The sequence below is a fragment of the Paenibacillus sp. FSL R7-269 genome, assembly GCF_000517865.1.
Lineage (GTDB): Bacteria > Bacillota > Bacilli > Paenibacillales > Paenibacillaceae > Paenibacillus_AQ.
In genome coordinates this window covers 1-13,189 of record NZ_ASPS01000097.1, presented here as the reverse complement: position 1 = coordinate 13,189, position 13,189 = coordinate 1, and the positions used below count along the sequence as shown (strand labels likewise).

Sequence of the window (13,189 nt, the reverse complement as noted above, 5' to 3'; positions counted from 1 at the left end):
ATACTCACCACCGCAGGCACGTATAATCAGATGATTTGGAGCAACGCTGCGACAAATCGGTGCAAGCCAAAAAACGTTTGCGTGGATACCGCAAACGCTCTTTGGCTGCCTACCCCACCCTTGGTGAGGTGATAGGAGTACCGGAGGGGATTTTGGAACTGTAGGAGCGGGAGCGTCCGCCTTTGTCTCCGGATTTCTACCGCGATTAGCGGTTTAAATCAAGAAATCTGGAGACAGCAGCGGCCGAAAGTCCAAAATCCCCGCAGTTACGACTAATCACCGAACCCCAAGCTACTTCTTCGAAGAATACTTACGCATATCAAACGATACCGCAGCGATGATGATCAAGCCCTTGATGATCAGCTGGTAGTAGGGGCTGATACCGATGAAGGTCAGGCCGTAGTTGATCAGGGTGAAGATAATAACCCCGACCAGGACACCCGGTACGGTGCCGATCCCGCCGGTGGTGGATACGCCGCCGACGACGCAGGCTGCGATGGCGTCAAGCTCGTACATGTTCCCGTAGTTGTTGGTAGCGCCGCCGGTTCTGGCTGCTTCAAGCACACCGGCCAGACCGTACAGAGCACCAGCGATGGCATAGATGTAGATCAGGTTCTTGGAGACGTTGATCCCGGATACCTTGGCTGCCTGCATGTTGCCGCCGATGGCGTACATGTTTTTGCCCAGCTTGGTTTTGTTGAACAGCACCCAGACGATCGCCGCGACTCCGAGGGCTATGAGTACGATGTACGGGATGGAATATTGGCCGCTGCCGATGAAGCCGGAGCCGATATCGGTGAAGTCCCGGCGCAGGCCGCCGATCGGCTGGGATTGGTTAGGGTCCATATCGAAGTACAGGGAGTTCAGGCCGTATACGATCAGCATCGTACCCAGAGTGGCGATAAATGGCGGAACGTTCAGCTTGGAGACAATAATCCCGTTGACGAGCCCGCAGAGCAGACCGGCCACAATGGCGATTAGAATCGGCAGCCAGACCTGCACCTGCGGTAGATCAGGGAAGAAACGGCGGGAGTAGTCGGGTATCTGCAGCATGGAAGCTGAGATCACCGCTGTGAAGCCGACCACCCGGCCTGCCGACAAGTCGGTCCCGGCGGTGATCAGGATAAAGGCCACCCCGAGAGCAATAATAACGCGTGTGGAGGACTGGATCAGTACATCCCGCAAGGTGTTAATGGACATGAAGCTTGGCTCGTATATGATAATCCCCATGATCAGCAGTACCAGCACGATGTAGATAGCGTTTTGAGTCACGAAGGACTGCGCTCTTTTAATAGTCATAATTGTGTTCCTCCTTAATTGTTACGCGAAGTTTAAGCATTCGTTGCTGAGCTTCTTCAGCCTTGCAGCAGCCCTATTGCCTTCGCCGTCCTGTGAGCTGTAGCTCCTGATTAATGCTGTGCAGCGAGACGCATCACTTCGGTTTCTGTAGCCTGCGTACCTTCTAATATTCCTGTCAGCCGTCCTTCCGACATTACCATGACACGGTCAGACATCCCCAGCAGCTCGGGCATTTCCGAGGAGATCATGATGATACTCTTCCCCTGCTTCGCCAGGTCGGCAATGATCGTATAGATCTCGAACTTCGCACCGACGTCAATTCCGCGTGTCGGCTCATCGAGCAGCAGCACCTCAGGCTCAGTGAGCAGCCATCTGGCCAGCAGCACCTTTTGCTGATTCCCGCCGGAGAGGTTCATAATCTGCGTCTTGGTCGTTGGTGTTTTGGTGCGCAGCTTTTCAATCATTTTATCGACTTCAACCTTCTTCTTGCGGCCGTTCAGCAGCAGATAAGGCGTCTTGTAGCGGTCCAGGTTGGCGATGGCGCCGTTCTCATGCACAGACAGCACCGGGAAAATCCCCGTCACGCGGCGCTCCTCGGTCAACAAGGCCAGCCCGTGTTTTTTGGCATCCTGCGGAGAGTTAATCTTCACCTTCTTGCCGTCTATCGAGATGGAGCCGGATTTCACCGCGCGAAGTCCAAACAACGCTTCCATGACCTCGGTTCGCTGTGCGCCGACCAGACCGCCGACCCCCAGAATCTCCCCGCGTCTTAATTCGAAGGAGACATCCTTGAAGGATCTGGGCTCCGGTGAGGTCAGGCCTTCTACCTTCATGAACACCTTGCCTGGAACATTGGTGCGCTCCGGGAAACGGTTCGTCAGATCGCGCCCGACCATCTTGGAGATAATCAGGTCCGTGGTCAGCTCGGCCGAAGGCCAGGTACCGATCTTTTTACCATCACGCATAATCGTCACTTCATCGGAGATCTCCAGGATTTCTTCCATTTTGTGAGATATATAGATAATAGCTACGCCTCTTTTTTGCAGGTCCCGGATGATCCGGAACAAATGCTCCACTTCCACGCTCGTTAAGGACGAGGTTGGCTCATCCATGACAATAACGCGGGAGTGAAAAGAGACCGCCTTCGCGATTTCGATAGATTGGATCTTGGATACAGACAGCTTGCCCACCAGCGTTTCGGGATTCAGGTCGATATCCAGATCTTTAAATAAGTTTTCTGTGTCTGTGAACATTTTTTTGTGGTCAATGAACTGAAGCGGCCCGATGCCCTTGGTCGGAAAACGCCCCAGCCAGATATTCTCCATCACACTGCGGAAAGGTACAGGGTGCAGCTCCTGATGGATCATCGAGATGCCGTGCTTCAGTGCTTCGCTCGAACTTGTGATGGAGGCCTTCTGGCCATCCAGGAAGATCTCACCGGCATCCGGTGAATAGATTCCAAAAAGACATTTCATCAGTGTGGACTTGCCTGCCCCGTTCTCGCCCATAAGTGCATGAACCGAGCCCGGACGAACCTTAATGCTGACTCCATCCAGCGCCTTAACGCCGGGAAATTCTTTGGTAATACCGTTCATTTCCAGCAAAAATTCCGAATTTGCCATGTTGTTACGCCCCCTACGCTTTTTTTCTTTTTCCATGAGAGGCACAGCGGTTCCATCCTGCTCCCTACCCGTAAGGAATTCCGGAGAGCGCGGTACAGCGCCCTCCGGGACTGGTATCTATGAAACGTATCTGTATCTGTATCCTTGCACCTGTTAACGAATTATTTCGCGTCTGCTACGTTGTCTTTGGTGATTTTTTTGTAGGAGATCCATACAAACTGGTTGTCTGTGATGTCGAAGCCTACGTTCTCTTTGGTTGGTGTTTCGCCTTTGGCCAGCAGAGCGGCCAGGGTAATCGCTGCTTTACCTTGGTTGTTGGCATCGTTCAGTACGGTACCCAGCATCGTTCCATCCTGCAAAGCCTGAACCGCAGGAGCTGTGGCATCCACGCCTACAACCGGCATGTACTTATCGCCGCTGAAGTAGCCTTGAGCCTTCAGAGCTTCGATGGCGCCGAGTGCCATGTCATCGTTGTTGGCCAGTACGGCTTCAATCTTGTCGCCGTGGGAGCCGAGGAAGGCTGCCATTTTCTCCTGGCCTTTTACACGATCCCACATCGCGGTATCTTCAGCCAGCTTCTCTACCTTGATGCCAGCATCTTCAATCGCCTGGATGGAGTACGTGGTGCGCAGCTCGGCATCCTGGTGTCCCGGTTCGCCCTTCAGCATGACATATTGCAGTACGCCATCACCGTTCTTGTCGGCTTCAGGGTGTGCCTTCCAGTAATCCACGATCAGCTGGCCGGACATGGTGCCGGACTCTTCAGCCTTGGCGCCTACGTAGTAGACTTTATCCCATTTCTTCATATCTTCCGGCAGCGGCTCGCGGTTCAGGAAAACCACTGGAATGTTCGCTGTCTTGGCCTTGTCAATGATGACGCCAGCAGCAGTGCGGTCTACCGGGTTGATCAGCATGCCGTTATATTTCTTGGTGATGAACAGATCCACCTTATCGTTCTGTGTTGGCTGGGAATTCTGGCTGTCTACGATATCAACCGTGGCAATACCCTTAGCAGCAGCATCGATGGCGTTGCGGACACCCGTCATGAACGTGTCGTCGAATTTGTAGATCGCTACGCCGACCTTTGGAGTCTCAGTTGAACCCGAATTCGCTGTGTTAGCCGCAGTTCCTGTGTTAGCAGCATCAGACGCCTTGTTATTGTTGCCGCCGCAGCCTGCGAGAGCAGCACCCAGCAATGCACTGGCAAGTAAAACGGAAGTGATTTTTTTCATGTCTAATTGACCTCCTGAGGATATTTCTTTATTTGGATGAACCCGGTGTGTCCCGGGTACATCCTTATTATGCCCTACGTGAAAACGGTTGCGAATATAAAATCCTACTCAGTTTCATGAAAATTCTGCTATCTTACAAACGGGAACAGCAGCTTCTGATTCTCCGGCCACAGCATATTCTCCAGATCGATAAGCTTGGTGCCGGTGTCCACGCGTTCGGGAATATCCATCCCTTCGAGTGCCTCCACAGCATATTTCACTGCCAGATACCCGTTGCTGAACGGATTCTGGATGACGGTAGCCTGCACAGTGCCATCCTGAAGCGATTCCATCATGGAGGGCGAGCTGTCAAAAGCAATCATTTGCACACTATCCCTCTTCAGGCCCTGAATCACCCTGGCCGCGCCTTGTGAAGCAATCTCATTCAGGGTGGCAATACCACGCAGCTCGGGATACTTGTTCAGCATCTCCCGGGTCAGATTCTCGGCGTCGGAGGTGCTGGAGGAGGTGTAGGCGATCGGTACGACCTTAACATTCGGGAAGCGGGCGGCGTAATTCAGAAAACCCTTTTCCCGCTCATCCGCATCCCGCGCACCATAGTCGATACTGCCATTCTTGCCGGAGTCCGGGGTAAGCGACGAATTGGTGAAGTTAATGATCCCGATCTCGCCGTAGCCCCCCAGCAGCTGGATCAGACGCTCGGCGGACTTCTGTCCGGCCTCGTAGCCGTTCGATCCCACGTAAGTCCGAACCTTGGCCGAGCCGACCTCCGCATCGACTGAGATGACCGGAATTCTGGAATACGCCGCCTGGTCCACTACCTGTGCCAGTCCCATATAGCTGCTGGCCGCGAGAATAATCACATCCGCCTTCTCCTTAATGGACTCCTCCACCATGACGACCTGCTCCTCAATATCACTCTCCGAATCCGGTGCCTTAAAGGTCAGATTGACATTGAATTCCTTCGCCGCAGCCTCTGCTCCCAGCTTCAAGGTGTTCCAGTAGTCCCCTTGGTTCATCTTGACAATCAGGTGGATATTCCGCGTCTTGCTGGTGCTGATATAAGCTGGCGAGGCATTGAAGCAAGAGGACACAGAGATCCACAGCACGCCGCACAGCAGCACGGTGAGCCATACACGCAGGCTTTTCACAGGTTCGTCTCCTCCTTCTGCTCATCCGTAGCCTCTCCCGCCGGGCGGGCCGGGAACACAATCGTAACAACCGTCCCCTCTTCCAGCTCACTCTCAAAAGCAAGCCCGTACTCCCGCCCGTAATACAGGCCGATCCGTTCATGCACATTCCGGACGCCGACCCCTGATCCGCTGGTGCTTTTGACGCTTCCGCTTAGAATGCCGTTCACCGTCTCCCTGGACATGCCAAGGCCGTTGTCGCTGACCTTGATGATAATTAGCCCGTCCTGAAGCCCGGCGGTGATCGAGATCAGCCCCTCGTCCGGCAGCATTTCGATCCCGTGATAGAGCGCGTTCTCCACGATAGGCTGCAGGATCAGCTTGATCGTCTGGCACTCCAGGACCTCCTCCTGCGCCGTGATCTCATAACGGAATTTATTCTTGAAGCGGAAGCTCTGAATCACCAGGTAATGGCGGATGTGGTCCAGCTCTTCCTGGATGGTAATAATATTCTTGCCTTTGCTGAGGCTGATACGGAAGAATCTTGAGAGTGACTGGATCATGGTGACGACTTCATCCGTTTTGCCGCGTTCGGCCAGCCGGATAACCGAATTCAGCGTATTGTACAGAAAATGCGGGTTGATCTGCGATTGCAGCACCTCAAGCTCGCCCTTACGCTTCGTCTCCTGCTCATAAATAATCTGCTCCATCAGCTGGCGGATACGCTGGAGCATCATGTTGAAGCGCCTCGACAGCTGCTCTACCTCATAGGCTCCGCTGACATTAATCGGCGTATTCAAATCCCCCTCCGCCACCTGCTTCACGGTACGCTCCAGCTTGCGGATGGGGCTTGCAATCAGCCAGGACAGGAAGACCGAGACCGCAATAACACAGACGAGCACAACACCAAGAAACCACGCCAGGAACTGGTTCAGATCCCGCTTGGTAGTGACAATCTCATCGTAATAGGCTACCCCGACAATCTTCCAGCCGGTCTGCGCCAGTGTGCGTACGGTAATAAACCGCTTCTCCCCGGTTGATTCGTCCAGATAGCTGCGGTAGGCGTATTCCAGCACCGGCTCCACATTCTCATACTTCAGCCCGGCGTAGATGAGCTGCTGCTGCGGGTGGTAGACGATATTGCCGAGCGGATCGAGGATGTAGGCGTAGCCTCTTTTGCCCAGCTTGACCTGCTTGCTGAGTTCGTCAATCGTTCTAAAGTTGAAGTCAAGCAGCAGCACCCCGGTTCTCAGTTCCCCGTTCTCTCTGTACTGAATCAGCTTGGAGATGGAGACCACCCAGGTATACCTGCCCTTGAACAGATTCTGGATATGCGGGGCGGAATAGGAGATCTCCGAGGTGCGCTTGGCTGTAGTGAACCAGCTCTGGCTCTCCAGCCCCGTGTTCATGCGCATCGTCTGCCCCGGCGTCCCTACGACGTACTGTCCCTGCGGGGTAAAAACAGCCACAGACACCAGATCCTCGCGGCTGCTCATCAGTGTATCCATCCGTTCATAGAGCAGCGGGGAATCGATGGAGGGCGTAGAGGTAATCTGCTTCTCGGCGGTCGCAAAAATACTGCCCATCCCCTTCACGTAAAGCTCCAGGTTATAGTTCACCTGTTCAATGATCTGCTGCATGTTGAGATTGGCATTCTCCTCCGCCGTGTTGGCGAATTTGCCGTACAGCATCACACTGACGATCACGGCCACCGCCGCAGTCACCGCCATGAACGTCAGCGTGATAATCAGCTGAATGCTCCGCAGCTTCGAGGACAGGCGCAGCCTGCCGCTCTTGCCAGGCCCAGGCCGCAGCGGGAAGAAATAACCCTTCGGCTTGTTCATGACTATTCTCCCCGCGCGCTGTTCTTATACTCTTTGGGGGATTGTCCGTATTTCTTGCGGAAGCAGAAGCTGAAATAATTCGGGTCGGCAAAGCCGATCCGCTCGGCGATCTCGAACGCCTTCAGCTCGGTGGAACGAAGCAGCTCCTTCGCGGCCTCCAGCCGGATTTGCAGCAGATAGCTGACGAAGGTCATCTTCATTTCTTTTTTGAAAATGCTGCTGAAATAGCCCGTGCTGATATGCAGATGCTGGCATACCCTGCCGATGGACATATCGGATTCTTCATAGTGGCTGCGGATATATTCCTTAGCCTGGTCTATGAGCTGCTTGTAGCTCGACTGGCGCCCCGATGCAATGGAATCCATCAGCCGGGTACATACGGTAATAATCCACTGCCGGGCTTCTTCCAGGTTGTTGAATTTGTTCATATCGCTTAGCGAGGTCAGGCCGGGTCCGATAAAATCATTCGTTCCGCTCCCGGATTCCTTCGCCACCCGCAGAATGGAGGTGATGATCTCCAGCAGGAAGATCTGATAATCCTGCGCCGACACCTGCTCCGTATCCAGTCCCCGAAACAGCTCGTCCACGACTTCGCGCAGCTCCTGGACGGTGCCCAGCTTGATCGTGCGGATCAGCGACTGCTGGGTCAGCTCATCATAGTCCAGCATCCGGCTGGACCGTGACTCCACATCCTCAATCCAGATGACCCGGTTGTTGCCGAGGATCAGCCGGTAATCAAGCGCTTGCAGCGCATCCCCGAAGGAATGGAACAGCATGGACGGTGCCTTGCAGACAGTGCCGGCCCCGGCAGTTACCGTCAGCTTCAGGAAGCGCTGCACATTCTGGCAGATCTCTTCGAGAATGGCAAAGGTTCTGGCGGTGATGTCGCTCTCCTCCGGGCTCTGGCTGACCGAGAGCAGCACAACATCATCCCGGTGGATGAATACCTTGCCGAAGCCATGCTTCTGGCAGATCTCCTCCGCGATGTTCAGCACAGCATAGAGCTGGAGATTACGGTCTCCGGTATCCCGCAGGGACACGGGCCGCCCTTCCTGAAGCCCGGGGGAACGGTCCGGACGGATATAATCGATGCTGATCACCGAGGACTGGAACAATGCTCCGGTGAGGGGGATGCCGTACTCTGTGCTTTTCTCAGCGATCTCTGCGGAACGCAGACGGCGGGACACCAGGGTAGAGAGGAACTGCTCGCGCAGAAGCGGCAGGCTCTTGCGGTAATGCTCGCTCAGCACGAACACATTCTCCTTCTCGGCGATCTCGGTCTCGATCGTCGCGCGAACCTTAAGCAGAACATCAATCAGCTCCCGGGACGAGAAGGGCTTCAGGATATATTCATCAATCTGCAGCTTGATCGCCTTCTGGGCGTATTCGAATTCATCATAGCCGGTCAGAATGATAATCTTCGTATTTGGATGGCGGCTGCGTATCCATTCTGCGAGCTGCAACCCGTTCATAAAAGGCATCTGGATATCGGTAACGACCACATCCGGCAGCAGCCGGTCGATCGCATCCGCCGCCTCCCGCCCGTTCTCGGCCTGCTCAACGACCTCGAAGCCGTACTGCTCCCAGTCAATCTGGGCAATAATGCCTTCTCTTACATCTTCCTCGTCTTCGGCGAGTATTAATTTGTACATGCTTCATCCCTCTTCGGCATAGGATATGGAGGTTCACAGAACTATAATAGCTGATTCAAATGGTCCAATCTATGTTTATATAGAAGGAGCAATTTACTATATAGCGTGTCCTGATATAACGCAAGCGGAAATTATGTACATAGGTTAGAGCACTTAAGAAGTTAACAAAAAGCAAAAGAAGCGGAGGGGAAGTTTGGAACTATAGGAGCGATAGCGGCCGGAGGGCCAAATGTTCACCGCAGCGACGACCAAGCTTTGAGTTGTACTCTTTTTAATCAACAAGTGGATTTCGCGCACTTAATTTGATCATATTAACCATTAAGGCTAATTTCAGTGGATAAATGACATTTATTTCTGCGGATTTGCTCATAACGCTGGGGTTACCGACGAATAGATGTACTTTTTCCAACTGCTGTTCTAGATAGGGGGATTTCGGGCGAAATAGAAGCTCTTTTCCCACTAAATTCCTGGGGCGACCTCGGGGAAAAGGCGGAGCGGGGAGCATTCCAGACCAGCAGTGGCGGGGTTGTCACGCTATCTCCAAAAAAAAACCATCCCGATTACGCCGGGATGGGGATGTTCGGTTACACGTATAGGATTATAGCAGGGCTTTATTGAAGCGGTAGCCTGTTGTCTTTTCAAAGCCGATATGGCGGTAAAACGCATGTGCAGGTGCACGTTCAACGCGGTTGCCGCTCCGCAGGAACAGCTGGCAGCAGCCCTGATGGCGTGCCCATTCTTCCGCTGCGCTCACGAGTCTTTTGCCAAGGCCTTGTCCTCTAAGCTCCTCTGATACGATCAGCGCGGTAATCTCCGTAATACAATCGGCATGCTTGTAGTAGGACTTCACCTGCCGTAAACCGATCATTCCCACAACTTCGTTATTGAGCTCTGCGACCAGTGTGCAGTGGAACGGATCATGCTCCATGCCTTCCATTCTCTCTTTCATCACGCTAAGCGTTGTCGGATAGCCGAATTCACGCAAAAGGGCTGTCACTCTCTCCAGATCATTCATGCCGCATTTGCGAATTTGCAGTACCTGCTCCTGAGTACTACTGTTCATCCTTGTATACCTCCACTTGTAGCTTAGACGCAGCCTGCTTGGCCGTCATCCGCGCGATTTCAACATCTTCCGCTGAACTGAGTGTTACTGCCATCCGCCGCCCTGGGCGGATCTCCGGCTTACCGAATATCCGGACCTGCGTGCGGGGAAGGGCCAATGCCTCTTCAATCCCGTTCACCGCAAAAGCTTGTCCGGTTCCATCAGTCTTCAGGGTGGCCGAAGCTCCCGGTGTCAACAAACGTACCGCTTCCAGCGGAAATCCAAGAATGGCTCTGACATGCAGAGCAAATTCCGACAAATCTTGCGTAATCATTGTAACCATACCTGTGTCATGCGGCCGGGGGGACACTTCACTGAACAGAACCCCATCCGCGGTGAGGAACAGCTCCACACCAAAAATTCCATAACCACCAAGCTGATCGGTAACCGCCCGGGCGATAGCCTCAGCCTCTTCCAGCTGCGCCCCGCTCATCTGATGCGGCTGCCAGGACTCTACATAATCGCCATCCTGCTGAATGTGGCCGATCGGCGGACAGAATACGGTTCCGCTAACCGAACGGACGGTAAGCAGTGTAATCTCGCTCTCAAAGGTAACAAAAGCCTCCACGATGACGCGTGTCCCCTTCGCACGTGCGCCTTCAAGCGCCGTATTCCAGCAGCCTTCCGCATCGCCTGGTGTTCTGCACACGCTCTGGCCTTTGCCTGATGAGCTCATGATCGGCTTAATCACACAAGGCGTTCCCAGCTCTGACACGGCCTGGCGAAGTTCATCCAGACTGTCAGCGAACCGGTAGGCCGCTGTAGGCAGGCCCAGCTCTTCTGCCGCCAGACGGCGGATGCCTTCGCGGTCCATGGTCAGCCGAGCAGCACGGGCGGTAGGAACAACGAGGAATCCTTCTTCCTCCAGCTCCACCAGCGCCCCTGTAGCAATGGCTTCAATCTCCGGTACAATCAAATCCGGCTTCTCAGTACGGATAAGCTGCTTGAGTGCCTCTGCATCCAGCATGTCCAGTACATAAGAGCGGTGGGCCACGCCCATCGCGGGTGCCGCTTCATAACGATCCACAGCTACGGTCTCTACGCCAAGGCGCTGAGCTTCGATAATGACTTCCTTACCCAGTTCACCGCTGCCGAGCAGCAGCAGCTTTTTACTCCGGGCTGATAAAGGAGCTCCCCACATTGTCGACTCCAACCTCTTTTCGCAAATTTGTCTGCTGACTTCTCTGTTTCTGTAAAATGTCGCAGTTTGATTGTAAATTTTCAGTCTTCTTTATTTTCATCCATCATCCACCAGATTGCAAGTGTTCTTCGACATTTTCCTACAAACTTCACAGATGGCTGTTCAACAGACAATTGAAAACGGTTTATCAAGTGAAAAACCTATAAATTTTTATATTTCAACGAAAGCCTGCTCCTGAAGCCGTAATTCTTCGGCGATCCGGCCCCAATGCTGCGCACCATCACCCCCTTTCAGCAGCGCCGACATGGCTGCCTCCTGTTCAGACAGGCCTTCACGCAGCTGGTCTGCGGCCTGGGATAAGGCCGCTGCCGCTGCATCGGTATAGAATGTCAACAGAGAGTGCTCCTGTCCTTGCGCCGCCGCAGCTACCGCTTCTTTGAACCACGGCTCGGCAGCCGCGCGGATCTCTGTCCGGCCCGGTCCCTCGAAGAAGTGGCGCGGAGATTTGAAGCGGCTCCACAGTCCGGCCCAGTCCAGCGGAGCCAGAACGCAGTTCAGCTTCGCAGGTGCGGGCCAGCGCTCATCCGGATTCTCCAGCAGCTGAAGCTCCTGATCCGGGATGGACAGCTCGGCAGCAGCCGCTGTGGCCGCCTGGGTCACGAATCTGCGCCCTGCCGACTCCAGCCGCAGGGTCGTTGCCCACAGCTCCTGCTCCAGTTCACGCAGAAGACTGCGCTCCAGCTCCCGCCCGCAGGCGATGAAGATGTCCTTCAGGTTCCCTCCGTCTTCCCGGAGAATGGATGGATGGAAGGACTCCTGGAAGGAACGCCCGAACGAAAAGGCAATCCGCTGCCGGACATGATAGAGAAGCTCTGCACCTTCACGGCGCAGGTCCCGGAGCGGCCGGTCTTCCTGCGCAAGCGCAGCCAGCCGCAGATTCGCCGCTTCCCGGCGCTGCCGGAACTGCTTCATTCCTTCCGCCTGCTGGTCTGCTTCCATCAGCGCAAGGCGTTGCCATTCTTCGGCGCGCCCGCGCACCGAGCTTAGGCTGTCCTTGGCTGCTGCCAGAGACAGTCCCGGCAGTTCATCACCGGCGAACGCGGAGAGTGCGGCTTCAAAGCTGCCGAACCCGGAGGCCTCGTAAGCCTCCCCCGCTCCGCTTGTCTTGCCCTCCAGCGCAAGCAGGCTGGACACGCTGTAAATCTGCGGTGAGGTCAGGCCTCCGGCCCGCAGATTTTGCGCCACATGCTGCTTCACCTCTTCAAGCTCGGCCTCGTCCGCTGCGAGGTCTGAGGCGTTGATGATGAAGAACATTTTGTCGAGCGCGAAGCTGTCTTTGATTCTCCCCAACTGGGCAAGCAGGCTGCGGTCAGCCTTGGAGAAGGCGTGGTTATAGTAGGTCACGAAGCAGATGGCATCGGCGTTCTTCATGTAGCCGAAGGTTACACCGGTGTGACGGGCATGTAAGGAATCCGCACCTGGCGTGTCCACCAATACGATGCCGCTACGTGTCAGCGGACTGTCATAATACAGATCCGTGCTCTGCACGAAGCAGGCGCGCTTCTCGTCAGCGACCAGGCTGCGGTATTCCGCCAGGCTGACCGTCCGCTCTGTTCCGAGCAGCGGACGGGATTCCTCCCATCCGGCGGCAGCTGCCCGCAGGAAGCCGGCATGCGGCAGCGCGGACGGATGGAGCCCTCCGGTCTGCAGCCGGGACACGGCTGCGGTCCACGAGTCGTGCTGCGGCGGCGTCAGCTGCAGCACGCTGAAGGAATGGAGGATGTCCTCCCAGACCTCCTCCGCCCGCTTCATGGTGATGGCCGCCGCCCCATGGGCGAAGCCGCCCTCCGGCGCCAGAATCCGCCCGACGGCAGCTGTTGCCGGATGCGGCGACACGGGCAGCACCTCTTCGCCCAGCAGGGCGTTAGCGAAGGAGGATTTGCCGGCGCTGAACGCTCCGAACAGCGCCATCGTGAAGCGGCCGCCGGCGAGATCCTCCGCCCGCGCCGCCAGGCTGCGCGCCGCCGAGGCCATAGCCGGCTCGCTCCGCAGCACCCCGGCCGCCGCGTGCAGCGCCGCTGCGGCCTGTGTCAGCCGGCGGCGCCCGCCCGCCGGCTGTGCCGTGCCCGCCGCCCAGGCCGGGGCGGCGCCAGGGCTTGCCGCCCCC

General features: G+C 55.5%; 9 protein-coding genes. All 9 read right to left on the bottom strand.

The genetic code is table 11. The annotated features are described in order from the left end of the window. Positions 1-291 precede the first annotated feature (291 nt). Positions 292-1,299, bottom strand: coding sequence for a galactose/methyl galactoside ABC transporter permease MglC (gene mglC / locus C162_RS29305; RefSeq protein WP_036700737.1), 1,008 nt, complete (start codon positions 1,297-1,299; stop codon positions 292-294). A 110-nt stretch (positions 1,300-1,409) separates the two neighbouring features. Beyond that, positions 1,410-2,921 carry a sugar ABC transporter ATP-binding protein gene (locus C162_RS29300; protein ID WP_036700736.1) on the bottom strand — a complete coding sequence of 504 codons (1,512 nt, stop codon included), beginning with the start codon at positions 2,919-2,921 and terminating at the stop codon, positions 1,410-1,412. 161 nt (positions 2,922-3,082) lie between these two features. After that, positions 3,083-4,153: a galactose ABC transporter substrate-binding protein gene (locus C162_RS29295; RefSeq protein WP_036700733.1), complete on the bottom strand. Its 1,071-nt coding sequence runs from the start codon at positions 4,151-4,153 to the stop codon at positions 3,083-3,085. A 128-nt stretch (positions 4,154-4,281) separates the two neighbouring features. Beyond that, on the bottom strand, positions 4,282-5,304 hold the full coding sequence (locus tag C162_RS29290; RefSeq protein ID WP_036700732.1) for a substrate-binding domain-containing protein: 1,023 nt from the start codon (positions 5,302-5,304) through the stop codon (positions 4,282-4,284). Continuing rightward, positions 5,301-7,127, bottom strand: coding sequence for a sensor histidine kinase (locus C162_RS29285; protein ID WP_084649087.1), 1,827 nt, complete (start codon positions 7,125-7,127; stop codon positions 5,301-5,303). Before C162_RS29285 ends, C162_RS29290 begins: the two co-directional genes overlap by 4 nt. 2 nt (positions 7,128-7,129) lie before the next feature. Continuing rightward, positions 7,130-8,779: a response regulator gene (locus C162_RS29280; RefSeq protein ID WP_036700729.1), complete on the bottom strand. Its 1,650-nt coding sequence runs from the start codon at positions 8,777-8,779 to the stop codon at positions 7,130-7,132. 598 nt (positions 8,780-9,377) lie between these two features. Continuing rightward, complete coding sequence (locus tag C162_RS29275) at positions 9,378-9,842, bottom strand: GNAT family N-acetyltransferase (RefSeq protein WP_036700727.1); 465 nt, start codon at positions 9,840-9,842, stop codon at positions 9,378-9,380. Beyond that, positions 9,832-11,022, bottom strand: a complete 1,191-nt coding sequence (purT, locus tag C162_RS29270) for a formate-dependent phosphoribosylglycinamide formyltransferase (protein ID WP_036700725.1) — start codon at positions 11,020-11,022, stop codon at positions 9,832-9,834. Before purT ends, C162_RS29275 begins: the two co-directional genes overlap by 11 nt. A gap of 210 nt (positions 11,023-11,232) precedes the next feature. Further along, positions 11,233-13,189: dynamin family protein (locus C162_RS29265; RefSeq protein ID WP_200869246.1), on the bottom strand; the 1,957-nt coding region annotated here is incomplete at its 5' end.